Here is a 25,672-nt window from a genome sequence, read left to right on the forward strand (position 1 = left end):
TGTTTTGGGGCGACCGGTCATCCGATAAGGTCCAGGCCCGCCGCGTCAGCCAGCGCATCGCCGATGCCGCCCGGCTGCTGCCGGCCCAGGTGCCCCGCCACCTGGTCCACGCCGCCCTTGACATGGACGGTGACGGATTCGAGCTTCATGCGGTATTCGCTCACCATGGCGAATGGGCGGAAGAACCCCAGCGTCAGTACCGTGAGCAGCATGTTGCGCAGCCGCAGCAGCACATAGCCGCCCGTGCTGAGGTTGCACTTGAAGCGCGCGATGCGGCTCACACCGATGTTGCTCCAGGTCAGGCGAAACAGCGCGGCCTCGCGATAGGCGCGTGCCGGCGCGGTGGCCAGCATCATCGCCAGCAGCGCGCCCACGAAGGCCGCCATGATCAGCACGAAGATGCCCAGCCCCATCCCGCCCTTGCCCAGCTTGGAAACGAGTCCGAGCGAGCCCGTGAAGAGGCCCGCGACCAGCGCGACGAGCACCAGCAGCGAGACGAGAAACACCGCCAGCGTGGCCAGCCACAGCTTCACGAAATCCATGTACACGGGCTTCCAGCGGCCGGCCTCGTTGCCGATGCGTGAGCGCAGCACCAGGAGGCTGCGGTAGTTGAACTCCAGCCGGATGATGCACAGCACCGTGAGCAGCAGGCCCAGCGCCACCAGACCTATCAGCGGCGCGGTGACCTCGGGCAGCTTGCGGCCGGTTTCTTCGTTCACCACCGCGGCCGGGGCCAGGGACTGCAGGCCCCAGAACACGCCCAGCCACACCAGTGCCAGAGCGAACACGGGCCAGCTTGCGGTGTAGACCTCGCGCCAGCTCGCCACGAACTGCAGACGCAGCCCGCGCCAGCGCGTGTTGGCCAGGCGAAAGCGCATAGCGCTGCCCCAGATCAGCGGCGACAGGGCCGCGCCGCCGAGGATGAAAAGGCCCACGGCCGTGTCCTGCCCCGTGTTGACGGCCAACTGGTAGGCCACCGTGAGCAGCAGCAGCACGACGAAGCCCACCACCATGCGCCGCTGCTGCGCGGTGAATTCCAGGGGGCTGCCCGCCACCAGCGTGTGGCCGTAGAAGTACTGAGCCGTACGCCGCCGCGCCCAGGGGGTGTACAGGCCCAGCGTCAGAATGCTCAGCAGTACGTTCACGATCCACACGCGGAAGTACTCGCCGCCGCTGCCCGTGAAGCGCATGGTGTGTGGCTCGATGTCCTGTGACTCGAAGGACGAGCGCAGCCCAGAGCGCGCCCGCGCGCGCTCGGACGATACCTGGACGTCCATGGTTTTTCCCTCTCTGGTGGTTGTTGGCGCGCAGTGTAGCGCAGCACTAGGAGTGCTGTATCTTCTTGTTAAGAATGGCTGTATCGGTTGTCAATAAAGCGCTAGCAGCTATGTTTAGAGTAGCAATTCAGGCTTGGGCCACGGACCTCAGAACCGCTCCCACGGCTGCAGGTAGCGCCACTGCCCCTCGGGCACCTTGGCCAGGGGCACGCGGCCGATGCGGATGCGCTTGATGGCCCGCACGGACAGGCCCACGGCTTCGCACATGGCCGGGATCTGGCCGGGGCGGATGCCCTTGAGCGCGAAGCGCAGGCGTGTCTCGCTTTGCCAGCTGACCTTGATGGGCGGCAGCGGCCGGCCGTTGAAGCTCAGGCCGTGGCAGAGCTTTTGCAGGCCGCCGTCCGCGATCTGGCCTGCCACCTCCACGATGCACTCCTGTTCCAGCGTTTCGATGTCTTCCTGCAGCTTGCGGGCCACGCGCCGGTCCTGCGTGTAGACCACCAGGCCGCTGGCCTCGGTGGGCAGCGGCGTGAAGCATTCGAGCTGTTTGAAATGGCGCAGCAGCACGCGCGTGCCGGCGGCATCTTCGGGCAGGTGCGACTGCGCGTTGAGCAGCGCGACGGCTTGCGGCGCGCCCTGGCTGCGGCTGCCGTGCGCGCCCGGGGCGCCGTGTGTCGCGCCAGTGACCAGGCCCAGCCCCGCCTCGTAGCCCGGCGGCTTGTGCAGCAGCAGGGTGACGGGGGTGAGCTCCATCGGGTTGGCGTCTGGCGCCAGCACCACGCTTTGCGCGGACGCCACGCGCGCACCGGGCAGCTCGACCACCTGGCCGTCCACCGACACCCATCCCCCTCGATGTACTGCTCTGCCGTGGTGCGCGAGCACTGGAACTGCTGCGCCACGCGCTTGGACAGGCGCACCGCGTCCGTTGGATGGCTGGACTCAGTCATTGCCGGGCTCCAGCATGCGGATGCGCTCCACATGCGCGAGCAGCGAGCGCTGCGCGATGGGCCACATGCGCGGCGGCACGTCGTCGTAGGCCAGGCGCACCCAGTCGTCCATGCTGCCTTCGGGCTGGGCCTGCATGGCGGCCAGCACCTTGGCTTCGCGCGCCAGGCGGTGGGCCTTCAGGCGCGCGATGGCGGTGCGCGCCCCATCTTCCGGGCCTCCCAGCACGTAGCCGTGCGCGGGCAGGATGAATTCGGCGCCGTGCTCGGCGCACAGCGCGTCCAGCCGGTCCAGCGAATCCAGGTAGTCCGCCATGTTGCCGTCGGGCGGGTCGATGACGGTGGTGCTGCCGTTCAGGATGTGGTCGCCCGAGAACAGCAGCCCGTCCTCGCGCAGCAGCAGGCACAGATGGTTGGCCGCGTGGCCGGGCGTGTGGATGGCCTGCAGGGTATGGGTGATTTCGCCGTCCGGCCCTTGTCCAGCAAGCGTGAGCAGCTCATTATCTTGTAGCGAGCGATCGGGCGTGAATTGGCTGGCTGCACGCGCCGTGGGCGCCGAGGGCAGTCCCAGAATGGGCGGTGCGGCGCGCCCGCCGCGCACGCACATCGCCTGCAGCGGCGCGGCGCCGGGTGAGTGGTCGGGGTGCGAATGGGTGCACACGATCATGCGGATGTCCCCGCCCGCGGCGCGCCAGAGCTTGTCCAGGTGCTCGGTGTCGGCCGGACCGGGGTCGATGGCGATGTAGCCCGTGGCCGGGTCGCCCACCAGGTAGCTGTTGGTGCCGGGGCCGGTCATCACGCCGGGGTTGGGGGCGGTGAGGCGCTGCACGTTCTTCAGCAGCGGCACGGGCGTCTCGCTCTGCCAGTCCAGCGCATGCTCGCCGCGGCCCGTGGGCGTGACCAGCGCCAGCTCGCCGAAAGGCGCCTCGTCCTCCATGAAGCGCGCCTCCTTGCCGCCCAGCAGGCCCGAGCGCGGGCTGCTCACCCACAGGGGCTGCTCGTGCGCGACGGCGGCGAGCACGGCGTCCACGTCCGCAAACTGCGCCAGGCGCTGCAGCGTGCGGATGGTGGGGAAGATCATGAAGAACTGCCCCGCCTCGTGGCGCGCCAGCGCGTCGGCCGGGCTTACCCACACGGGCTCGAACTGCTCGGACTCGTCGGCCACGGGCTCCTGCCCCTCGGGCATGCGCGCGACGAGAAAGGGCACGGCGAAGCGCTTCGGTAAATTGCGGTCGGCCGTCCAGTGGGCCAGCCAGTACACGCGGTCGGCCGCCAGGCGCAGGCCGCGCGCGGCGCATTGCGCGGCGAACGTGGTGCCGGCCGGTGCTTGGCGTGCGATGGCGGCGATGTCGTCGGCCCCGGCCCAGCGGCCGTCGCCGTGGCGCGCCAGCAGCACGCCCAGCTCCTCGAAGCTTTCGCGGATGGCGGCCAGCGCGTCGGTCAGGCGCGCGGCGGTCTGCGCCGGGCGGTGGTCGGCCAGGGCGTGGGTGGCGGGGTCGGCGTCCTGCGTCTCGATGCCGCCGCCGGGGAACACGTAGGCGCCGGGCACGAAGCTGGCCTTGTCCGAGCGGCGCGTCATCAGCACCTGCAGCGTGCTGCCGCCGCCGGGTTGGGGCGCATCGCGCAGCAGCAGCACGGTGGCCGCGTGAAGGGGGGTGACCGGCTCGCGGTGGGGGTGTAGTTGTTGGCTCAGGCGTGGCATCGGCGCATTATCGGCAGGCGCACGCCGCCCGCCATCAGCCCTGCAGCGGGCGCAGCTGGGACAGGCGCTCCAGCACCGGGCCGATCAGCGGCTTGGCGCGCGGGATGCCCACGCTCCAGAGCATCTCCAGCAGCTCGATCAGCGCGGCGCCGTCGGCGCTGCGTTGCACGAGATGGGTGGCGGTGGCAACGTCTTCGGCATGCAGCCGGTCAAGTACGTCAACGGTCAGAGTCATGGTGGCCTCGCTATCTCTTTTCTGGGGGCGATCAAAGGGACAACCTGCCCATGCCGGCCGAACCGCACCCGCGGCGGACGTGTTCAATCCGTGGGACGCAGCTGCAGCAGCCGCTGGAGCACGGGCTCCAGCAACTGCGGCGCGCGCGGAATGCCACAGTTCCACAGCATCTCCAGCAGTTCGATGAGCGCCACGGCGTCGGCGCTGTCTTGCACCAGTTCCGTCGCGGCATTCGGGTCGGCGGCATGCAGCCGGTCGAGTACATCCATCGTCAGGGTCATCGCACCTCCGTTGTCGTTATCGTGGCCCGCCGCGGCCGGCAGGGCGGCGCGGCGGGAACCCCGGATGCTCCCCATGCAGCCCAGGGGCGGGCTGATCGAAATCAATAGCCGAGCAAAAAACTCGGATGTCAGCCGTGCGGGGTTTCCCCGTGGTTGCACCCAGGCGACGCGCGCATGCGGCGGATAATCGCGCCATGCACATCCGCTTCACCAAGATGCAGGGCGCGGGCAACGACTTCGTGGTGCTCGACGAGACGCAGGGACGCCTGGGGCTCACGCCCGCGCAGTACCGCTTTCTGGCCGACCGCCACTTCGGCGTGGGCGCCGACCAGATCCTCACCGTGCGCCCCTCGCCCGGCGCGGGCATCGACTTCGAATACGTGATCCACAACGCCGACGGCGGCCAGGTGGAGCAGTGCGGCAACGGCGCGCGCTGTTTCGCGCGCTATGTGCGCGACAAGGGCCTCACCGCGCAGGACACGATCCGCGTGCAGACCATGGCCGGCGTGATCGCCCCGCACCTGACCGCCGACGGCCGTGTGACGGTGGACATGGGCCGCCCCGAGCTGGAGCCGGCGCGCGTGCCGTTCGACACCACGGGCCTCGCGCCCGTGTCGCAAGGTTCGGGCCAAAAATGGCCTCTGGCGCTTGATGGACAGGCGTCAGCAGCTACGCTATTAGTAGCAGTAGTGTCCATGGGCAACCCGCACGCCGTCCAGTTGGTCGACGATGTGGACACTGCCCCCGTGGCGCAGACCGGCCCCTTGATCGAAAGCCACCCGCGCTTTCCCCAGCGCGTGAACGCGGGCTACCTGCAGATCGTGAACCGTGGTGAAGTGCGCCTGCGCGTGTACGAGCGCGGCGCGGGCGAGACGCTGGCCTGCGGCACGGGCGCCTGCGCCGCCGTGGTGGCCGGCATCCGCCTGGGGCTGCTGGATGCGCGCGTGCAGGTGCACACGCGGGGCGGCCTGCTCACCATCGACTGGGCCGGCGGCTTGCAAGACCCCGTATTCATGACCGGCCCCGCTACCACCGTCTTCGAAGGCGAGATCGACATTCCGGACGCTTTATGACCTCTTCCTCTCCCGTATCCCCCATCACCGAAGACGACATCGCGCACTTCCTGGCGAACACGCCGGGCTTCTTCGAGCGCCATGCCGAGTTGCTGGCCAGTGTCACCATCGCCAGCCCCCACGGCCAGCGCGCCGTGAGCCTGCACGAGCGCCAGGCCGAAATGCTGCGCGAGAAGATCAAGGGCCTGGAACACCGCGTGATGGAGATGGTGCGCCACGGTACCGAGAACGCCGCCATCACTCAGAAGATCCACCAGTGGACGCGCGAGGTGGCCGCCGTGCGCGATGCGGCCCGCCTGCCGCGCGCCGTGGAGAACGGCCTGCGCACGCTGTTCGACGTGCCACAGGTCGCGCTGCGGGTGTGGAACGTCGCGCCCGAGCACGCGGGCCTCGTCGCCACCCAGCCGGTGAGCGAGGACCTGCGCCTGTTCGCCTCGTCGCTGACCATGCCGTTCTGCGGGCCCAACCTGGGTTTCGAGGCCACGGCCTGGCTGCCCCAGGCGGGCGAGGTGCAGTCGCTGGCGCTGCTGCCGCTGCGCGAAGGCGCGATCGACAGCGCCGACCAGCCGGCCTTCGGCCTGATCGTGCTGGGCTCGCACGACCCGCACCGCTTCGAGGCCACCATGGGCACCGAATTCCTCTCGCGCATGGCCGAGCTGGCCAGCTCGGCACTGTCGCGCATGCGATGAAAAAGTGAGCGGCTTGCGCTGAGTGGATAAGGGTTTGCGTAGGTTTTTTGCCTGAGATCACCACGCATCAAGCGCAAGAAGCTCCTTATTCAGTAGCAAATGAACGACACGCCAGTTGCCCTGCACCTGCCGCCTGAGGCGTTGCAGTACCTGGAGCATGTGCGCGTGGAAAAGCGCCTGGCCGCGCGTACCCTCACGCTCTACACGCTGGACCTGCAGCGCCTGGCCGCCATGGCCGCGGGCGTGGATCTGCCGCTGCTGCGCCTGACCAGCGCGCACATCCGCCGCTTCGTGGCGCAGATGCATGCCAGCGGGCGCAGCGGGCGCGGCATCGCGCTCATCCTCTCGGGCTGGCGGGGGTTCTACACCTGGGCCGCGCGCCAGGGGCTGGTGCCGCACAACCCCGTGCAGGACGTGCGCGCGCCCAAGGCGCCCAAGCCCCTACCTAAGGCCCTGCCCGTGGACGAAGCGGTGCGCCTGGCCGAGCACCAAGAGACGGGCGCCGACCCCTGGCTGGAGGCGCGCGACGCGGCCATCGTCGAGCTGCTCTACGGCTGCGGCCTGCGTGTGGGCGAACTGGTGGGCCTGGACGTGGCGCCCAGCCCCGCCGCGCACCAGCAGGGGCGCGGTTGGGTGGACCTGCAGGCGGGCGAGGCGCATGTCTTCGGCAAGGGCTCCAAGCGACGCAGCGTGCCCGTGGGCCGCGCCGCGGCCGAGGCGCTGCAGGCCTGGCTGGCGCAGCGCGCGCTGCCGTTGGGTGCCGCGGGCGCGGCGCGGCTGGAGCCGGCGCTGTTCATCGGCCGGCGCGGCGCGCGGCTCACGGCGCAGTCCGTCTGGTCGCGCCTGCGCCAGCGCAGCCAGGTGGCGGGCCTGACCACGCCCGTGCACCCGCACATGCTGCGCCACTCGTTCGCCAGCCACCTGCTGCAGTCCAGCGGCGACCTGCGCGCCGTGCAGGAGCTGCTGGGCCACGCCAACATCACCACCACCCAGGTCTACACGCGGCTGGATTTCCAGCACCTGGCGCGGGTGTACGACGCGGCGCACCCGCGCGCACGGCGCAAGCCCTAGGTGGCGGGCGGCGGGCGGTAGCCTGGTCCCGCACGCTCTGCGTCCGGCCGGGTGCGACAAAAGCGCTCACCCGCGCGCGCACAATCCAGGGATGAAAACCATTCGACTGAAACCCGGCAAGGAGCGTTCGCTGCAGCGCCGCCATCCCTGGATTTTTGAAGGTGCCATCGCCAAGGGCGGCGGCGACAGCGGCGAGACGGTGCGGGTGGAGTCGGCGGAGGGCCAGTTTCTTGCCTGGGCGGCGTTCAGCCCCCAGTCGCGCATCCGTGCCCGGGTGTGGAGCTTTGACGAGAAGCAGCGCATCGATGCTTCTTTTTTTATAGCTGCTTGCGCCCGATCCATAAGCGCTAGAGGCCGTTTTTCTATTGAGAGCAATGGCGTGCGGCTGGTCCATGGCGAATCCGATGGGCTGCCGGGGCTGATCGTGGACCGCTACGAGGACACGCTGGTGGCCCAGTTCACCAGCGCGGGCACGGAGCGCTGGAAGGCCGTCATCGCCGATGCGTTGCTTCAGGCGACAGGCCTGTCGCGCCTGTACGAGCGCTCCGACGCCAGCGTGCGCCAGTTGGAAGGCCTGGCGCCGGCCACCGGCTGGCTGCGCGGGCAGGGGCCGCAGGAGCTGACGATCCGCGAGCATCGCTGGCGGCTCACGCTCGATATTGCCGAAGGGCACAAGACGGGCTTCTACCTCGACCAGCGCGACAGCCGGCACCATTTCTTTGGCACGGTGCAGCGCCTGGGCCTGCAGCGTGTACTCAACTGCTATTGCTATACGGGCGGCTTCACGGTGGCGGCGCTGGCCGGCGGCGCGGGGCAGGTCACGTCCATCGATTCTTCCGGCCCCGCGCTGGAGCGTGCGCGGGCGCACGTGCAATTGAACGGGTTTGACGCGGCGCGGGCCGAATTTCTGGATGCCGACGTGAATGGATCCCTGCGCCGCTTCCTGGCCGAAGGGCGGCGCTTTGACGCCATCGTGCTCGACCCGCCGAAGTTCGCCCCCACGGCGGCGCATGCCGAGCGTGCGGCGCGCGCGTACAAGGACATCAACCGCCTCGCGCTGCAACTGCTGGAGCCGGGCGGCGTGCTGTATACCTTTTCCTGCTCGGGCGGCATCAGCGCCGACCTGTTTCACAAGATCGTGGCCTCGGCGGGTGCGGATGCGGGCGTGGACGGCTACGTGCTGGGGCGCCTGGCCGGCGCGCCCGACCACCCGATGACGCTGGAGTTCCCCGAGGGCGAGTACCTCAAGGGTCTGGCCATCATGCGCAAGCCGGCATGACGCTGCGGGCGCGAAGGTCTTGACAGGCTCTGTACACTGAAATTCGATTCCCATGCGGCGGTCGTCCAGGCCGCCGTTTTGCGTTTGCACTCCACGGAAAGCGACCCATGGCCCTGATTCCCGTCACCATCCTCACCGGCTTCCTCGGCTCCGGCAAGACCACGCTGCTCAAGCGCGTGCTGTCCGAAATGCACGGCCAGAAGATCGCCGTGATCGAAAACGAGTTCGGCGAGGAAAACATCGACACCGACATCCTCAAGACCGAATCCAAAGAGCAGATTCTGCAGATGAGCAACGGCTGTATCTGCTGCACCATCCGGGAGGATCTGCGCGAAACCCTGCAGCTGTTGGCCGCCAAGCGCCGCAAGGGGCTGGTGGCGTTCGACCGCGTGGTGATCGAGACCACGGGGCTTGCCGACCCCGGCCCCGTGGCGCAGACTTTTTTCATGGACGATGAGATCGCCGAGACCTATCTCATCGATTCCATCATTACTTTGGTGGACGCCAAGCACGCCCAGCAGCAGCTGGACGACCGCCAGGAGGCACGCCGGCAGGTGGGCTTTGCCGACCAGATCTTCCTGTCCAAGACCGACCTGGTGAGCGAGGAGGAAAAGAACGACCTGATCCACCGCCTCAAGCACATGAACCCGCGCGCGCCCATCCGCGCGGTGCATTTTGGCGATGTGCCGCTGGCCGAGGTGCTGGACCTGCGTGGCTTCAATCTCAATGCCAAGCTGGACATCGACCCGGACTTCTTGAAGGAAGAAGACGCGCACGACCACAGCCATTGCGACCATGACCACGGGCACTGCGAACACGAGCACGACCATGGTCATGAGCACAAGCATGACGAGCACTGCAAGCACCCGCATCACCACCACCATGACGACGACGTCAAGAGCTTTGTCTACCGCGCCGACCGTGCCTTCGATCCGGCCAAGCTGGAGGACTTCCTGGGCGCCATCGTCAATATCTACGGCCCGCGCATGCTGCGCTACAAGGGCGTGCTGAATATGAAAGGCACCGACCGCAAGGTGATCTTCCAGGGCGTGCACCAGCTCATGGGCAGCGACCTGGGTCCCCAGTGGGCCGAAGGCGAGGCGCGCCAGAGCAAGATGGTGTTCATCGGCATCGACCTGCCGCAGGATATCCTGCAACAGGGGCTGGAGCAGTGCCTGGTGTGAGACCCGTGGTGGCTGGCGGTAAAGTGCACTACGCCTGTGTGGTATCCACAACGTTTTGCGCTCGGCCAGCGCAGGTCTATACAATCGCGCCCCGGCAAAAACGCCCCCTGGGGCGCGTGCCATTCGCACCGTGCTGCACGAGGGGCCCTGGGCCCCGCACGCAGGCGGAAAAAGCCCGAACTGCGAGGAGACAGGAAGTGAAAGCCCAGTCCAGCAAAGCCCAGGCTGCGGCCCAGGCCAAGCGCGCGGGCGACGAACCCGCGCCGGTAACCGCGCGGCGCCTCCGGCCTTCTCCTTCCGGTTCCGGGCAATTGACCGTACCATCCAAGGCCACCGCGGCGGCGCCCGGCGCCCCCGAAGCCAGCTTTACCCAAACTATGCCTACGACCCTGCAAACCCCTGTGGCGGCCGCCAAGAAAGATCCCAAGCTGGCCAACAACTGGAAGACCAAGTCTGCCGAAGACCTGACGGATGCCGAAGTGCTGGCCATGCCCGAGAGCGAGTACATGAATGAGAAGCAGCTGGCGTTCTTCCGCCACAAGCTGGCTCAGCTCAAGCAGGACATGCACAACAACGCGGGCGAAACCACCGAGCACCTGCGCGAGGACACCGTGGTGGTCCCTGATCCGGCCGACCGCGCGACGATCGAGGAAGAGCACGCGCTGGAACTGCGCACGCGCGACCGCGAGCGCAAGCTGCTCAAGAAGATCGAGCAGTCCATCGCGCGCATCGACGCCGGCGACTACGGTTATTGCGACGAGACGGGCGAGCCCATCGGCGTAGGCCGCCTGCTGGCACGCCCCACGGCCACGCTGTCGCTGGAGGCGCAGCAGCGCCGCGAACTCAAGCAGAAAATGTTTGGCGACTGATCCAGCGGTCGATTGCCGCAAGACACCCGCACTGCGCACGCCCATTTGCATCCATGAGCAAGGAAGACACCACCACATCCGGCGGCCTGCTGTCCAAGATGGTGCGGTTCGTGCGCAATCCCACCGTCAACTGGTCCGATCTCGATGCGGTCGAGGCGGACCGCGAGAGCCAGTACAGCAAGCAGATGCTCAAGGAGATGATCGAGCGCAAGCGGCGCAACGATTTCGTGCGCCGCCGCGAGTTCGATCAACTGCGCAAGCTGCGCCAGCGCGAGGCCTTGCACGGCCAGCGCCCTGAAGACATCACTGCGCGCACGTCGTTCTTCCAGACCAGCATGACCTCGCCCGATGAGCGGGCCGTCACGCTCAAGAAGATCGACGAGATCGAGGCGCAGATGTCGCAGCAATGGTGGAAGGGCAAAGGGTCGGCAGAAACCCCGGCCCCAACCCCTGCGGCGCCCGCGCCTGACGGTGCGGCGCTGCCCGCAGCGTCCGCAGCCCCCGCGCCGCGACCCGCACCGGTGGCTGCCGCGGCTTTTGCCGCTGCACCCATCGCAGGACAACCGTCGCCTGCGGCCGCGGCCATGGCGGCGGCGCTGGCCTCCAGCGGGCTGGCCGGCGACCCCGCGCGCGCCTTTGCGCCGACGGCGCCGCTGAGCCTGCCGCCGACGCTCGACAAGGCGCCCGCCGTCGAGCCGATGTTCCACGACGCGAGCCCGGTGGTCGTACCCCCGCCGCTCGCGGAGGACGCGCCGCAGCCCGCGCCGTCCCAACCGGAGAAGTTCGTGCACGAACCCGACCTGGAAGAGGCCGCGATCCGCTTTGCCAATGGCGACTATGCCGGCGCGGAGTCGGGCCTGAAGGAAGTGCTGGTCCAACACCAGCACAGTGACCCCCAGCAACAGCATGACATCTGGATGACCCTGTTTGACCTGTACCGGGCTACGGGCCAGCAGGAGCCTTTCGACGCGCTGGCCATTGACTATGCCGCTCGTTTCGGTCGCTCGGCGCCGCTGTGGTTCTCGTTGCCCGAACAGCTGGGTTTGAAGGCCATGACGCCTGACGTGGGTGCACCCGCCATCCCGCAGAGGGAACTGAGCTGGAGTGCGCAATCCACCCTCACGCAGCAATCGATTGCGGCGCTGCAGGCCTCGCTGGCGCGTTCCGCGCCGCCCTGGACCCTGAACTGGACGCGGCTGACCGCGATCGATCTGCCGGCGGTCACCGCGCTGGCCGAGCTGTTCGAGGCCTGCGCGGAGCGGGATGTGCAGATCCACTTCGTCGGCACCGCCGCGCTGCAGGGGGTCCTGCAGGCCCACACCCAGTCGGGGGACCGCGGCGCCGATCCACAGTGGTGGCGGCTGCGCATGGCGGCGCTACGGCTCATGGGGCTGCCCGATGAATTCGAACTCGTCGCGCTGGACTACTGCGTCACCTACGAGGTCTCGCCGCCATCGTGGGTGCCTCCGCGCTGCGGCTACAGCGGCGACGACGGTGCGCAGCCACCGGCCACGCCCGAGGCGGCCGACAGCACGCTGTACGCGTCGGGGTTCGCGCTGTCGCAGCCGGGCGGCGTGGACGAGGGGCCTGCCGCCACGCTCGAAGGCCACATCGAGGGGGATGCGGCCTCCGTCCTGGAGCCGCTGGAGCCTCTCGTGCGCCCCGGTGTGCCGCTGAACGTGGCCTGCGACCGGCTGATACGCATCGATTTCGCTGCCGTGGGCTCGGTGCTGAACTGGGCGGCCACCCAGCAGGCGCAAGGGCATGTGGTGCAGTTCACCAACCTGCACCGGTTGGTCGCCGTGTTCTTCAACGTGATCGGCGTGAACGAGCACGCCTGGGTGGTGCCCCGCAAGAACTGAGGCCGCACCGGCTATTTGCCACTCCGGGGCCGTTGCCGAGAAGGTGCTCTGCCGTGCTTGCAAGGCGGCGTGGCGCCCCCATATGCACGAGCTATGGAACAGTACCACGGCACCACCATCCTCAGCGTCCGACGCCAGACGGCAGACGGCATCCAGGTCGCCCTTGGCGGCGACGGACAGGTCACCCTGGGCAACATCGTTGTCAAGGGCACGGCGCGCAAGGTGCGCAAGCTCTACCAGGGGCGGGTCCTGGCAGGCTTTGCCGGCGCCACGGCCGATGCGTTCACGCTGTTTGAGCGTTTCGAGGCCAAGCTGGAAAAGCACCATGGCCAACTGACGCGCGCGGCCATCGAACTCACCAAGGATTGGCGTACCGACCGCGTGCTGCGCCGCCTGGAGGCCATGCTGGCCGTAGCGGACCATTCCGCGTCCCTCATCATCACCGGCAACGGCGACGTGCTGGAACCCGAGCAGGGCATCGTCGCCATCGGCTCGGGCGGCGCCTACGCCCACTCGGCCGCCAAGGCGCTCTTGAGCAACACCGACCTGCCCGCGGCCGAGATCGTCAAGAAGTCGCTGGAGATCGCGGGCGAGCTGTGCATCTACACCAACATGCACCACACCATCGAGACGTTGTAGGCGTCGTGTGGTGGGCTATCTTTTTTGTAGCTGTTTGCGCTTGTCTATCAAGCGCCAGCGGCTCATTTGACTCATAAAGACAGGCAGGCTGCAGCATGTCCTCCATGACTCCCCAGGAAATCGTCTCCGAACTCGACCGCCACATCGTCGGCCAGAACGGCGCCAAGCGCGCCGTGGCCATTGCACTGCGCAACCGCTGGCGCCGCCAGCAGGTGGACGCCAGCCTGCGGCACGAGATCACGCCCAAGAACATCCTCATGATCGGCCCCACGGGCGTGGGCAAGACCGAGATCGCGCGGCGCCTGGCGCGCCTGGCGGACGCGCCGTTCATCAAGGTCGAGGCCACCAAGTTCACCGAGGTGGGCTACGTGGGCAAGGACGTGGATTCCATCGTCCGCGATCTGGTGGAAGTGGCCGTGAAACAGACGCGCGAAGCCGACATGAAGAAGGTGCGCGTGCGTGCCGAAGACGCCGCCGAGGACCGCATCCTGGATGTGCTCATTCCTCCGGCGCGCGGCGCCAGCGTCGATACCGCGCGCACCGGCGAGCCCGCGGGTGACAGCACGGCGCGCCAGGTGTTCCGCAAGAAGCTGCGCGAGGGCCAGCTGGATGACAAGGAGATCGAGATCGACCTGGCGGATGCGCGGCCGCAGTTCGAAATCATGAGCCCGGCCGGCATGGAGGAGATGACCGAGCAGTTGCGTGGCATGTTCAGCCAGATGGGCCAGGAGCGGCGTCGCGCGCGCAAGCTCAAGATCGCCGAGGCCATGAAGCTGCTGGTCGAGGAAGAGGCCGCCAAGCTGGTCAATGAGGAAGAGGTCAAGACGCGGGCGCTGGCCAACGCCGAGCAGAACGGTATTGTTTTCATCGACGAGATCGACAAGGTCGCGTCGCGCCAGGAGGCCGGCGGCGCCGACGTCTCACGCCAGGGCGTGCAGCGCGACCTGCTGCCGCTGGTGGAGGGCACCACAGTGTCCACCAAGTACGGCATGGTCAAGACCGACCACATCCTGTTCATCGCCTCGGGGGCATTCCACCTCGCCAAGCCGAGCGACCTGATCCCCGAGTTGCAGGGGCGCTTCCCCATCCGCGTGGAACTCACCTCCCTGTCGGTGCAGGACTTCGAGGCCATCCTCACGCAGACCCATGCGTCGCTGGTCAAGCAGTACCAGGCGCTGCTGGAGACGGAAGGCGTCACCCTGGATTTCACGCCCGAGGGCATCACCCGCCTGGCCCACATTGCCTTCGAGGTGAATGAGCGCACCGAAAACATCGGCGCGCGCCGCCTGTCCACGGTGATGGAGCGGCTGCTGGACGAGGTGAGTTATGACGCCACGCGCCTGTCGGGGCAGACCGTGGTGGTGGATGCCGGCTACGTGAATGCGCGGCTGCAATCGCTGAGCCAGGACGAAGACTTGTCCCGATACATCCTGTGATGCCTGGTTGCGTGGGGCGTCAAGCCTTCATAAACCACTTGCATACCTGCAGCTAAGTGCTTAATCAATAAGGACATTTGCCTGATTTTCACCTTGGAAATCGGCGCTAAGTCCTTGATTTCATTGCAAAATTTTGTTGCGGCGCCTCTTGCCTGGTGTTCTTTTCCTGCTACAGTGCAAAAAAGTGCAATTAAGTGGTGAAAAGTGCCCTTTGCGCCCTCTCTCGGGGTGGAAAGCGGCAGTAGCGGGCAAGGGGTTCCATCGGTGTTTCAAGGGGCGTCATCGCTGAGTCTGGATGCAAAGGGGCGGCTGTCCGTGCCGACCCGGCATCGTGACGCCCTCACGGCGCAGGCGGGCGGCCAGCTCACGCTCACCAAGCACCCCGATGGCTGCCTGATGGTCTTCCCGCGTCCCGAGTGGGAGAAGTTCCGCGAGCGCATTGCCCAGCTGCCCATGTCCGCGCAATGGTGGAAGCGCATCTTCCTCGGCAACGCGATGGACGTGGAGATGGACGGCACCGGCCGGGTGCTGGTCTCGCCCGAATTGCGCGAGGCGGCCGGCCTGTCCAAGGACGCCATCCTGCTGGGCATGGGCAACCACTTCGAGCTGTGGGACAAGGCCACCTACGAGGCCAAGGAAGCCGCGGCCATGCAGGCCGAGATGCCCGATGTCTTCAAGGATTTCTCTTTCTAGGGGCCGCGTGTGAACCAGCCCCTGCAACACACCACGGTCCTGCTCGACGAGGCGGTGCACGCCTTGCTGGGCGAGGGCGATGCGCCTGCGGGCACCTTCGTGGACGGCACCTTTGGCAGGGGAGGGCATTCGCGGCTCATCCTGCAGCGGTTGGGGCCGCAAGGCCGGCTGGTGGCGTTCGACAAGGACACCGAAGCCATTCAAGCAGCGGCGCGCATCACGGATGCGCGCTTTTCCATTCGGCACCAGGGGTTCAGCCATCTCGGGGAACTGCCCGCCGCCAGCGTGTCCGGTGTGCTGCTGGACCTGGGCGTGAGCTCCCCGCAGATCGACGACCCCCAGCGCGGGTTCAGTTTTCGTTCCGATGGTCCGCTGGACATGCGCATGGACACCACGCGTGGCCAGAGCGTGGCCGAGTGGCTGGCAGATGCCGAAGCGGCACAGATTGCGGAGGTGATACGTGACTACGGTGAAGAACGGTTTGCTGGCCCCATTGCAAAGGCGATTGTTGCTCGGCGCACGGAACGCGGCCCCATTGCAAGCACCGCCGAACTGGCCGACATCGTGGCTGGCGCGGTCAAGACCCGCGAGCCGGGCCAGAACCCTGCAACGCGCACATTTCAGGCTCTTCGGATTTTCATCAACGCCGAGCTTGAGGAGCTGCAGCAGGCGCTAGAGGGCAGCCTGCACGTGCTGCGGCCCGGTGGCCGGCTGGTGGTCATCAGCTTCCACTCGCTGGAAGACCGCATCGTCAAGCAGTTCATCGCACAGCACTCCAAGGAGGTCTACGACCGCCGTGCGCCGTTCGCGCCGCCCCAGCCGATGCGGCTCAGGGCGCTGGAGCGCATCAAGCCGAGCACGGACGAGGTGGCCGCCAACGCGCGTGCGCGCAGCGCCGTGATGCGCGTGGCGGAACGCACGGAGGTGCCCGCATGAGCGACGCGCGGATGTGCCATGTCGCCACGCCGCTGCACGCGCATGCGCGGGGCGCGCTCGCTCCGCGGCACAGTCCTTCGAGCGTTGCAGGGCACACGGGAGGCGGGCGATGACGCGCATCAGCCTTGTGCTGCTGCTGGCGGTGATGGCCAGCGCGCTATACCTCGTGCATACGCAATACCAGTCGCGAAGGCTGTTCACCGAACTCGATCGCGCGGTGGCTGAGTCGCGCCGCCTGGAGACCGAGCACCAGCGTCTGCAGGTGGAAAAGCGCGCGCAGGCCACGCCGCTGCGCGTGGAGCGCCTGGCGCGCGACCGGCTGCAGATGCGTACCGCCACGCCGGCCATTACCGAATACGTGACCGACGGCGGTAACGTCGTCGTGCCAGCCGGCGAGGGGCGCGCGCCGTGAGCAGCCGCAGCGTCAACTACACCTCCAGCCCTCTGCTGGCCAGCAAGACACCTGTCTGGCGCAGCAAGTTCATCGTCGCCCTGGTGGCGCTGGGTTTCGTGGGCCTGGCGGGGCGCGCCGCCTACGTGCAGGTGATCGGCAACGACTTCTTTCAGCGTCAGGGCGAGGTGCGCTTTGCGCGCACGCTGGAGCTGCCGGCCAACCGGGGCCGCATCCTCGACCGCAATGGCCTGATCCTCGCTTCCAGCGTTCCGGCGGCCAGCATCTGGGCCATCCCTGAAGATGTGGAAATGGCCAAACCCGAGGTGCGCGCCAAGCTCAAGGACCTGGCGCGTCTCATGGACATGCCGCTGTCCACGCTGCAGGGCAAGCTGGCCGACGAGGACAAGACCTTCGTCTGGATCAAGCGCCAGCTCGACTGGGACGTGGGCCAGCAGATCACCGCCCTGGGGCTGAAGGGCATCTACCTGCGCAAGGAATACAAGCGCCAGTATCCCGAGGGCGAAGCCGCCGCGCACGTGGTGGGCTTCACGAACGTGGAAGACCATGGTCAGGAAGGCATGGAGCTGGCCTTCGACAAGGATCTGGCGGGCAAGCCAGGGTCGCGCCGCGTCATCAAAGATCGCCTGGGCCGCGTGGTGGAGGGCGTAGGCGCCGAGGTGCCGCCCGTGGATGGCAAGGACATGCAGCTGTCCATCGACAGCAAGGTGCAGTTCTTCGCCTACCAGAAGCTGCGCGACACCGTGCAGGCGCACAAGGCCAAGGCCGGCAGCGTGGTGGTGCTGGATGCGCGCACGGGCGAGGTGCTGGCCTTGGCCAACTACCCCAGCTATGTGCCCGACAAGCGCCAGAACCTGACGGGCGAGCAACTGCGCAACCGCGCGCTCACCGACGTGTTCGAACCCGGCTCCACCATCAAGCCCATCACGGTGGGGCTGGCGCTGGAGAGCGGCCGCTTCAAGCCCGAAACCAGCGTGGACACCACGCCAGGCCGCCTGACCATCACCGGCTCGACGATCAGCGACACGCACAACTACGGGCTGTTGACCGTGGAGGGCGTGATCCAGAAGTCCAGCAACGTGGGTACCACGAAGATCGCGATGCAGCTGCCGGCGCAGGAAATGTGGGAAACCTTCTCTGCCGTCGGCTTCGGGCAAAAGCCGCAGATCGCCTTTCCGGGGGTGGCGAGCGGGCGGCTGCGCCCCTACAAAAGCTGGCGGCCTATCGAGCAGGCCACCATGTCCTACGGCTACGGGCTGTCGGCCAGCCTGTTCCAGATGGCGCGCTCCTATACCGTGTTTTCCAACGGCGGCAAGGTGATTCCCGCCACCATGCTGAAGACCCACGAAGCGCCCGTGGGCGTGCCCGTGTTCTCCGAACGCACCGCCAACCAGGTGCGCAAGATGCTGCAGATGGCCGCGGGGCCCGGCGGCACGGGCCAGAAGGCGCAGACGGTGGGCTATTCCGTGGGCGGCAAGTCCGGCACGGCGCGCAAACAGGTGGGCAAGAGCTACGCCTCGGGCAAGTACCGCGCCTGGTTCACCGGGCTTGCGCCCATCGACCACCCGCGCATCATCGTGGCCGTGATGGTCGACGAGCCCAGCAACGGCGTGATCTACGGCGGTGCGGTTGCGGCACCAGTGTTCAGTGAAGTGGTGCAGCAGACCCTGCGCATGATGGGCGTGGCGCCCGACATGGCTGTCAAGCCGCTCATCGTCTCCAACGGTGTGGAGGAATCGCTGTGAACGCACTGCACACGCTCACCACCCTGCAGGAGGCCGTGGACTGGCTGCGCCAGCGCGTCACGGGCACGCTGCAGACGGACAGCCGCCTGATCCAGCCGGGCGATGGGTTCATCGCGTGGCCCGGCGCGGCTACGGACGGGCGCGCCCACGTGGGCGACGCCGTGGCGCGCGGCGCTGCCGCCTGCCTGGTGGAGTGCGAGGGCGTGGAGCCCTTCGCCCTCGCGGGAGACCACATCGCGGCCCTGCGCGGCCTCAAGGCCGCGACCGGCATGATTGCTTCCGAATGGTTCGGCCACCCCACCCAGCGCCTGCAGGTGTTGGCCGTGACCGGCACCAACGGCAAGACCAGCACGGCCTGGTGGCTGGCGGATGCGCTCAATCAGCTATCAAAAGAAGAGCTGTCAGCGCTTGCTGGATGCGCGCTGGTGGGTACTTTGGGCATGGGCGTGCCGCCAGCGTTGCAGACCACGGGCATGACGACCCCCGACCCCGTGCGCCTGCAGCGCGCCTTCGCGCAGTTTGCGGACGCGGGCCACCGTGCCTGCGCCATCGAGGCATCGTCTATCGGCCTGGCCGAGCACCGCCTGGACGGCACACGCATTCACGTGGCGCTGTTCACCAACTTCACGCAGGACCACCTGGACTACCACCCGGGCATGGCCGCCTACTGGCAGGCCAAGCGCGCACTGTTCGACTGGCCGGGGCTGCGCGCATCTGTGGTGAATGTGGACGACCCGCAGGGCGCCGCTCTGCATGCCGAGCTGCAGGGCAGTGACCTGGATCTGTGGAGCGTCTCCCTGCAGGGCCCCGCCCGCCTGCAGGCCAAGCACATCGTGCACACGGGTGCCGGCCTGGCCTTCACGGTGGCCGAAGGCGCGCATACCGAGGTGCTGCAAACGCAGGTCATCGGCCTGTACAACGTGTCCAACCTGTTGGGCGTGATTGCAGGCATGCGTGCGCTGGGGGTGCCCCTGGCGCAGGCGCTCCAGGCCTGTGCGCGCCTGCGGCCCGTGCCCGGACGCATGGAGCAGTTGGCGGCCGCTGGCCAGCCGCTGGTGGCTGTGGACTATGCCCACACGCCCGATGCGCTGCACCAGGCGCTGGCCGCGCTCAAGCCCGTGGCGGCGCAGCGCGGAGGGCGGCTGTGGTGCGTGTTCGGCTGCGGTGGCAACCGCGACGCCGGCAAGCGCCCGCTGATGGGAGCCGTGGCACAGCGCGAGGCCGACGAGGTCATCGTCACCAGCGATAACCCGCGGGGTGAGGAGCCGCAATCCATCATCCACCAGATCCTGCTGGGCACGATTGCAGGCACCAGCGTGCGTGCCAAGGTCGACCGTGCCGCGGCCATCGCGCAAGCGCTGGCCGATGCCGGCGCCAACGATGTGGTGCTGATTGCCGGCAAGGGCCATGAGGACTACCAGGAGACGGCGGGCCAGCGTGTGCCGTTCTCCGACATGGCGCACGCACGTGCAGCGCTCGCGCGCCGAGGAGGCGTGGCATGAGCCACCACCAGAACAACTCCCCCATGATGACGCTGCAACAGGCGTTTGATCTGCTGCGCGCCCGCATTCCTGGTGCGCGACTGATCGGCGAAGGTGCCACGCCGCTCGCGCGCGTGCACACCGATACCCGCACGCTGGCCGCAGGTGACCTGTTCGTGGCGCTCAAGGGTGAGCGTTTCGATGCGCACCAGTTTCTGTCCCAAGCGCGAACGGCCGGCGCCGCGGCGGCCATTGCGCATGCGGGCCTGGCCGACGCCGGCCTGCCCGGCATCGAGGTTCCCGACACCCTGGCCGCCCTGGGTGCGCTGGCCGCTGGCTGGCGCGCGCAGCAGGACCTGCCGCTGATCGCCGTGACCGGCAGCAACGGCAAGACCACGGTCACGCAAATGATCGCGGCGGTGCTGCGGGCCTGGAAAGGCGACGCCGCGCTGGCCACGCAGGGCAACTTCAATAACGACGTGGGCGTACCCCTCACGCTGCTGCGCCTGCGGCCGGGCCATGAGGCTGCGGTGGTCGAGTTGGGCATGAACCATCCCGGCGAGATCGCGAATCTGGCGGACATTGCCCGGCCCACCGTGGCCCTGGTCAACAACGCCCAGCGCGAGCACCTGGAATTCATGCACACGGTCGAGGCCGTGGCGCGCGAGAACGGCAGCGTGCTGTCTGCCCTGCCGGCTGATGGCACGGCTGTGTTCCCGGCGGCAGATGCCTTCACGCCCTTGTGGCGCGAGCTGGCCGGCACGCGGCACTGCCTGACCTTTGGCGAGGCCGCGGGCGAGGTGCGCTGCGCCGCAGCGCAATGGGGCGACGGCGCATGGCAGGTGCGCATTGACACCCCCAACGGCGCGTTCGATACGCGGCTGGCCATCGCAGGGCGCCACAACGTCACCAATGCCCTGGCCGCCACGGCCTGCGCGCTGGCGGCGGGGGTGCCTCTGGCGGGCATTGCGCAAGGGCTGGCGGCTTTCGCGCCGGTCAACGGGCGCTCGCGCGCACTGGCCGTGCGTTGCGGGGGACGTTCCATCACGGTGGTGGACGACAGCTACAACGCCAACCCCGACTCGGTGCACGCGGCCATCGAGGTGTTGGCCGCACTGCCTGGCCCGCGCCTACTGGTGCTGGGAGACATGGGCGAGGTGGGCGACCAGGGGTCGCAGTTCCACGCCGAGGCCGGTGCGCACGCCCGTGCGCGCGGCATCGAGCAGCTGTTTGCGCTGGGCGACCTAAGCGCCCACGCCGTGCAGGCCTGTGGGACGGCCGCACGCCATTTCAAGGACATGGCCACGCTGCAGGCCGCAGTGGGGCAGGCCCTGCCCACGGTGGGCAGCGTGCTGGTGAAGGGATCGCGATTCATGAAGATGGAACAGGTCGTGCAGGCGCTGCAGGCACTGCATGAGGACGGCGCCGCAGGCGCTGCCGCGCAAGGGGGAGCCGCATGCTGCTGATGCTGACCCAATGGCTGCAAGGCCTGTCGCCCGAGCTGAGCTTTCTGCGGGTGTTCCAGTACCTCACGCTGCGGGCGGTGATGGCGGCGCTGACGGCGCTGCTCATCGGCCTGATCGCGGGGCCGAAGGTCATCCGTATGCTGACCTCGCTCAAGATCGGCCAACCGATCCGCGGCTACGCCATGCAGACGCACCTGTCCAAGAGCGGCACGCCCACCATGGGCGGCGTGTTAATTCTGGGCTCCATTGCCATCTCCACGCTGCTGTGGTTCGACCTGTCGAATCGTTTCGTGTGGATCGTGCTGGCCGTGACGCTGGGGTTTGGCGCCATTGGCTGGGTGGACGACTGGCGCAAGGTGGTCAACAAGGATCCCGAGGGCATGCGTTCGCGCGAGAAGTATTTCTGGCAATCGGTGATCGGCCTGCTGGCCGCGCTGTACCTGGTGTTCAGCATTTCCGAGAACTCCAACACGCGTGTGTTCGAACTGTTCATCACCTGGGTGCAGTCCGGCTTTTCGATGGACCTGCCGCCCAAGGCCGGCCTGCTGGTGCCGTTCTTCAAGGAAGTGAGCTACCCGCTGGGGGTGCTGGGCTTCGTGATCCTGACCTACCTGGTGATCGTGGGCTCCAGCAACGCCGTGAACCTGACCGACGGCCTGGATGGCCTGGCCATCATGCCCGTGATCATGGTGGGCGCCTCGCTGGGGATCTTCGCCTACGTGACCGGTAACGCGGGCTATGCGAAATACCTGCTGTTCCCTTATATCGCCGGCTCGGGCGAGCTGTTGATCTTCTGCGCCGCCATGGCGGGCGCGGGCCTCGCCTTCCTGTGGTTCAACACCCACCCGGCCCAGGTCTTCATGGGCGACGTCGGCGCGCTGGCTTTGGGCGCTGCGTTGGGCACGATCGCGGTCATCGTGCGCCAGGAGATCGTGCTGGCCATCATGGGCGGCATCTTCGTGGTGGAAGCGCTGTCGGTGATGCTGCAGGTGACCTGGTTCAAGTACACCAAGCGCAAGTATGGCGAGGGCCGGCGCCTCCTCAAGATGGCGCCGCTGCACCACCACTTTGAGAAGAGCGGCTGGAAGGAGACGCAGGTCGTCGTGCGCTTTTGGATCATCACCATGCTGTTGTGCCTCGTGGGTCTGACCACGCTGAAGCTGCGATGAACACTGGCCACCACGATCCCCTGCACCCCGACGCACTCGGCGCCGCAGCGACGACTGTGCCCCCGGCGCCCCCGTCCACGCCCACGCCCACGCCCGGAGAGCGGGACGACGCGTTGCTGGAGGATGCGGCGCACGACAGTCCGCCGCAGGATCTATCGCCCTTGCCAGCGCCCGCGCAAGATGCAGCGGCGCGCTATGACTACACCGCACCCGCGGTGTCAGCCGCGGCCGCCGCGGCCGAGTTCGTGGCGCGCATCTTTGCCGACGCGGCTCCGGCGGACGGTGGCGCTGGCGCGTCTGCTGAAGACACACCCGTTTCTCCGGCTGCGGACCACGCCGTTGAGGAGCCTGCCGTCGCGTCCGAGGAGGCCCCGCAGGCGCCGCCCGCGCTTGCCGGCAAGCAGGTGCTGGTGCTGGGTCTGGGCGCCTCGGGCCTGGCCATGGCGCGCTGGTGTGTGCGCTGTGGTGCGCAGGTCACCGTGGCCGACACGCGCAGCAGTCCGCCGCAGCTGGCGGTGCTGCGCGCAGAACTGCCGCAGGTGGAGTTCGTCGCCGGCGCCTTCGATGAGACCCTGGTGCAGGGGCGCGCGCTGCACGCGGTATACCGCTCGCCAGGTCTGAGTCCGAATGAGATTGCTCCTGTTGTTATAGCTGCTCGCGCTCGCCAGATAAGCGTGGAAGGCGAATTGGGCTTATATGCGCAGGCGCTGCGCGAGCTGCGCGCCGGTCAGGGCTACGCGCCCGCTGTGCTGGCCATCACCGGCACCAATGGCAAGACCACCGTGACCTCGCTCACGGGGCTGCTGGTGGAGTGCGCGGACAAGCGCGTGGCGGTGGCCGGCAACATCGGCCCCACGCTGCTGGATACGCTGGCGCAGCACATCGACGCGGGCACGCTGCCCGAGGTGTGGGTGCTGGAGCTGTCGAGCTTTCAGCTCGATGGCGTGCAGGGCTTCGAGCCCACAGCCGCGGCCGTGCTCAACATCACGCAGGACCACCTGGACTGGCACGGCAGCCTGCAGGCCTACGCACAGGCCAAGGGGCGCATCTTCGGCGAAACCGGCCTCATGGTGCTCAACCGCGAGGACGCGGAAGTCATGGCCCTGCTGCCGCCGCCAGTGCGCGTGAAGCTGCAAAAGCCCCAGTTGCGCGCACACGTGACCTTCGGTGGCGACATGCCGCAGCGCCCGGGGGACTTCGGCATCGAGGTGGTCAGCGGCATGGCCTGGCTGGTGCGTGCACACGAGGCAGACGAAACGGCCAAGCGCGGCAAGGCGCAGGACGCCGAGCTGCACATCCAGCGCCTGATGCCCGCCGACGCGCTGCGCATCCGCGGGCGGCACAACGCCATCAATGCTCTGGCTGCGCTGGCGTTGGCCCAGGCTGCGGGGTGCCCGCTCGCGCCCATGCTCTACGGCCTGCGCGAATACCGCGGTGAGCCGCACCGCGTGGAACCCGTGGGCATCGTGCGCGAGGTGGAGTACTTCGACGACAGCAAGGGCACCAACGTGGGCGCCACGGTGGCTGCGCTGACCGGGCTGGGCGCCGACCGGCGCCTGGTGGTGATCCTGGGTGGCGACGGCAAGGGTCAGGACTTCTCGCCGCTGGCCGCGCCCGTGGCGCGCTATGCGCGCGCGGTGGTGTTGATCGGGCGCGACGCGCCGCAGATCCGCGCCGCGCTGCAGGGCTGCGGCGTGCCGCTGCAGGACGCCGCCACGCTGCCCGAGGCCGTGCAGTTGGCCACACAGCGCGCCCATGTGGGCGACGCCGTGCTGCTGTCGCCCGCCTGCGCCAGCCTGGACATGTTCGACAACTACGCGCACCGCGCTCGCGTTTTCTGCGAAGCCGTGCAGGCGCTGGCCGAAGACGCCGGCCAGACGCTGGAAGGAGGGACGGCATGACCGCCGCGACCGCCGCTTCCCGTCCCTCGTTGTGGCAGCGCATGCGGGCCTGGGCGGGTGCCGCGCCGGCCGCAAACGCCGACGTCCTGCCCGTGCGCGTGGGCGGCACCGAATACCGTCGCACGGCCGCCACGCCCGCGCGCGTGCTGGGCTTCGACCAGGCGCTGTTGTGGGTGGTGGTCCTGCTGCTGGCCTTCAGCGTGGTGATGGTGTATTCGGCCTCGATCGCCATGCCGGACAACCCGCGCTTTGGCAACATCGCGCCCACGCACTTCCTGCTGCGCCACGCAATTGCCATCGGCGTGGGGTTCGTCGCGGCACTGATCGCGTTCCAGGTATCGATGGACACCTGGGAGCGCATGGCGCCGTGGTTGTTCGTGGCCTCCATCGTGCTGTTGATCGCGGTGCTGATCCCGCACGTGGGCACCATGGTGAACGGCGCGCGGCGCTGGCTCAGCCTGGGGTTCATGAACTTCCAGCCGTCCGAGCTGGCGAAGTTCGCGGTGCTGATCTACGCCTCGGACTACATGGTGCGCAAGATGGAGGTCAAGGAGCGGTTCTTTCGCGCCGTGCTGCCCATGGCCGCCGCCGTGGCGGTGGTGGGTGCGCTGCTGCTGGCAGAGCCCGACATGGGCGCCTTCATGGTGATCGCGGTGATCGCCATGGGCATCCTGTTCCTGGGGGGCGTGAACGCGCGCATGTTCTTCCTGATTGCGGGTGTGCTGGTGGCGGCCTTCGCCATCATGATCGCCAGCTCACCCTGGCGGCGCGAGCGCGTGTTTGCCTACCTCGATCCGTTCAGCGAGCAACACGCCCTGGGCAAGGGCTACCAGCTCTCGCATGCGCTGATCGCCATCGGCCGCGGCGAGATCTTCGGTGTGGGGCTGGGTGGCAGCGTCGAGAAGCTGCACTGGCTGCCCGAGGCGCATACCGACTTCCTGCTGGCGGTGATCGGCGAAGAATTTGGCCTGGTGGGTGTGCTCACGCTGATCGTCGCCTTCCTGTGGATGACGCGGCGCATCATGCACATCGGCCGCCAGGCCATCGCGCTGGACCGCGTGTTCTCGGGCCTCGTGGCCCAGGGCGTGGCGATCTGGGTGGGCTTTCAGGCCTTCATCAACATGGGAGTGAACCTGGGGGCGCTGCCCACCAAGGGGCTGACGCTGCCGCTGATGAGCTTTGGCGGGTCGGCCATCCTGATGAACCTGGTCGCCATCGCGGTGGTCCTGCGTGTGGATTACGAAAACAAGCTGCTCATGCGCGGAGGCCGTGCATGAGGAACCTTATTCACCACCTCGGGCTTGTGGCAGTGCGTCGGTACTGCCGGC

22 protein-coding genes and 1 pseudogene are annotated in these 25,672 nt (G+C 67.9%); 18 read left to right on the plus strand and 5 right to left on the minus strand.

All coding sequences use genetic code 11. The annotated features are described in order from the left end of the window. Positions 1 to 17 precede the first annotated feature (17 nt). The 5 genes and pseudogenes from BA022_RS17770 to BA022_RS17790 form a co-directional block, all read right to left on the minus strand. On the minus strand, positions 18 to 1,277 hold the full coding sequence (locus BA022_RS17770) for a YjgN family protein (protein WP_088888326.1): 1,260 nt from the start codon (positions 1,275 to 1,277) through the stop codon (positions 18 to 20). A gap of 147 nt (positions 1,278 to 1,424) precedes the next feature. Next, positions 1,425 to 2,224: pseudogene (locus BA022_RS17775) on the minus strand (rRNA pseudouridine synthase). Next, positions 2,217 to 3,923 (minus strand): MBL fold metallo-hydrolase, encoded by a 1,707-nt coding sequence (locus BA022_RS17780; protein WP_088888327.1) that lies wholly within the window; start codon positions 3,921 to 3,923, stop codon positions 2,217 to 2,219. Before BA022_RS17780 ends, BA022_RS17775 begins: the two are co-directional and overlap by 8 nt. 34 nt (positions 3,924 to 3,957) lie before the next feature. Continuing rightward, entirely contained in the window at positions 3,958 to 4,158 is a 201-nt protein-coding gene (locus BA022_RS17785) for a hypothetical protein (protein WP_011806784.1), read from the minus strand. 83 nt (positions 4,159 to 4,241) lie between these two features. Beyond that, complete coding sequence (locus BA022_RS17790; RefSeq protein WP_015914278.1) at positions 4,242 to 4,439, minus strand: hypothetical protein; 198 nt, start codon at positions 4,437 to 4,439, stop codon at positions 4,242 to 4,244. Between the two features lie 194 nt (positions 4,440 to 4,633). Here BA022_RS17790 and dapF point away from each other — a divergent pair, with 194 nt between their 5' ends. The 18 genes from dapF to ftsW all read left to right on the plus strand — a co-directional run bounded on the left by dapF (position 4,634) and on the right by ftsW (position 25,621). Beyond that, positions 4,634 to 5,512, plus strand: a complete 879-nt coding sequence (gene dapF / locus BA022_RS17795) for a diaminopimelate epimerase (RefSeq protein ID WP_088888328.1) — start codon at positions 4,634 to 4,636, stop codon at positions 5,510 to 5,512. Further along, positions 5,509 to 6,201 (plus strand): DUF484 family protein, encoded by a 693-nt coding sequence (locus BA022_RS17800; protein WP_088888329.1) that lies wholly within the window; start codon positions 5,509 to 5,511, stop codon positions 6,199 to 6,201. Before dapF ends, BA022_RS17800 begins: the two co-directional genes overlap by 4 nt. Before the next feature lie 99 nt (positions 6,202 to 6,300). Then, entirely contained in the window at positions 6,301 to 7,272 is a 972-nt protein-coding gene (locus BA022_RS17805; RefSeq protein WP_088888330.1) for a tyrosine recombinase XerC, read from the plus strand. 91 nt (positions 7,273 to 7,363) lie between these two features. Next, positions 7,364 to 8,551: a class I SAM-dependent rRNA methyltransferase gene (locus BA022_RS17810; RefSeq protein ID WP_088888331.1), complete on the plus strand. Its 1,188-nt coding sequence runs from the start codon at positions 7,364 to 7,366 to the stop codon at positions 8,549 to 8,551. 107 nt (positions 8,552 to 8,658) lie between these two features. Further along, positions 8,659 to 9,735, plus strand: coding sequence for a CobW family GTP-binding protein (locus tag BA022_RS17815; protein WP_088888332.1), 1,077 nt, complete (start codon positions 8,659 to 8,661; stop codon positions 9,733 to 9,735). Positions 9,736 to 9,758: 23 nt separating this feature from the next. Next, positions 9,759 to 10,604: an RNA polymerase-binding protein DksA gene (dksA, locus tag BA022_RS19520; protein WP_228403853.1), complete on the plus strand. Its 846-nt coding sequence runs from the start codon at positions 9,759 to 9,761 to the stop codon at positions 10,602 to 10,604. Positions 10,605 to 10,657: 53 nt separating this feature from the next. Next, the gene (locus BA022_RS17825; protein WP_088888333.1) at positions 10,658 to 12,466 is read left to right on the plus strand and encodes an STAS domain-containing protein; all 1,809 of its coding nucleotides are present in this window, start codon (positions 10,658 to 10,660) and stop codon (positions 12,464 to 12,466) included. Positions 12,467 to 12,559: 93 nt separating this feature from the next. Continuing rightward, positions 12,560 to 13,105, plus strand: a complete 546-nt coding sequence (gene hslV, locus BA022_RS17830; protein ID WP_088888334.1) for an ATP-dependent protease subunit HslV — start codon at positions 12,560 to 12,562, stop codon at positions 13,103 to 13,105. A gap of 95 nt (positions 13,106 to 13,200) precedes the next feature. Continuing rightward, positions 13,201 to 14,541, plus strand: a complete 1,341-nt coding sequence (gene hslU, locus BA022_RS17835; RefSeq protein WP_088888335.1) for an ATP-dependent protease ATPase subunit HslU — start codon at positions 13,201 to 13,203, stop codon at positions 14,539 to 14,541. A gap of 264 nt (positions 14,542 to 14,805) precedes the next feature. Beyond that, positions 14,806 to 15,234 (plus strand): division/cell wall cluster transcriptional repressor MraZ, encoded by a 429-nt coding sequence (mraZ, locus tag BA022_RS17840; RefSeq protein WP_011806773.1) that lies wholly within the window; start codon positions 14,806 to 14,808, stop codon positions 15,232 to 15,234. A 9-nt stretch (positions 15,235 to 15,243) separates the two neighbouring features. Beyond that, positions 15,244 to 16,170, plus strand: coding sequence for a 16S rRNA (cytosine(1402)-N(4))-methyltransferase RsmH (rsmH, locus tag BA022_RS17845; RefSeq protein ID WP_088888336.1), 927 nt, complete (start codon positions 15,244 to 15,246; stop codon positions 16,168 to 16,170). A gap of 109 nt (positions 16,171 to 16,279) precedes the next feature. Next, on the plus strand, positions 16,280 to 16,582 hold the full coding sequence (gene ftsL, locus BA022_RS17850; protein WP_088888337.1) for a cell division protein FtsL: 303 nt from the start codon (positions 16,280 to 16,282) through the stop codon (positions 16,580 to 16,582). Further along, positions 16,579 to 18,327: a peptidoglycan D,D-transpeptidase FtsI family protein gene (locus BA022_RS17855; protein ID WP_088888338.1), complete on the plus strand. Its 1,749-nt coding sequence runs from the start codon at positions 16,579 to 16,581 to the stop codon at positions 18,325 to 18,327. Before ftsL ends, BA022_RS17855 begins: the two co-directional genes overlap by 4 nt. Further along, positions 18,324 to 19,829 carry a UDP-N-acetylmuramoyl-L-alanyl-D-glutamate--2,6-diaminopimelate ligase gene (locus BA022_RS17860; RefSeq protein WP_088888339.1) on the plus strand — a complete coding sequence of 502 codons (1,506 nt, stop codon included), beginning with the start codon at positions 18,324 to 18,326 and terminating at the stop codon, positions 19,827 to 19,829. The genes BA022_RS17855 and BA022_RS17860 overlap by 4 nt, the downstream gene beginning before the upstream one ends. Then, positions 19,826 to 21,274, plus strand: coding sequence for a UDP-N-acetylmuramoyl-tripeptide--D-alanyl-D-alanine ligase (locus BA022_RS17865; RefSeq protein ID WP_088888340.1), 1,449 nt, complete (start codon positions 19,826 to 19,828; stop codon positions 21,272 to 21,274). Before BA022_RS17860 ends, BA022_RS17865 begins: the two co-directional genes overlap by 4 nt. Further along, entirely contained in the window at positions 21,265 to 22,443 is a 1,179-nt protein-coding gene (gene mraY, locus BA022_RS17870; RefSeq protein ID WP_088888341.1) for a phospho-N-acetylmuramoyl-pentapeptide-transferase, read from the plus strand. Before BA022_RS17865 ends, mraY begins: the two co-directional genes overlap by 10 nt. Next, positions 22,440 to 24,344, plus strand: coding sequence for a UDP-N-acetylmuramoyl-L-alanine--D-glutamate ligase (gene murD, locus BA022_RS17875; protein WP_187305988.1), 1,905 nt, complete (start codon positions 22,440 to 22,442; stop codon positions 24,342 to 24,344). The genes mraY and murD overlap by 4 nt, the downstream gene beginning before the upstream one ends. Continuing rightward, entirely contained in the window at positions 24,341 to 25,621 is a 1,281-nt protein-coding gene (ftsW, locus tag BA022_RS17880) for a putative lipid II flippase FtsW (protein WP_015914263.1), read from the plus strand. Before murD ends, ftsW begins: the two co-directional genes overlap by 4 nt. The last annotated feature ends 51 nt before the right edge of the window (positions 25,622 to 25,672 follow it).

Origin of the sequence: Diaphorobacter nitroreducens (genome assembly GCF_002214645.1) — a bacterium.
Lineage (GTDB): Bacteria > Pseudomonadota > Gammaproteobacteria > Burkholderiales > Burkholderiaceae_C > Diaphorobacter > Diaphorobacter nitroreducens.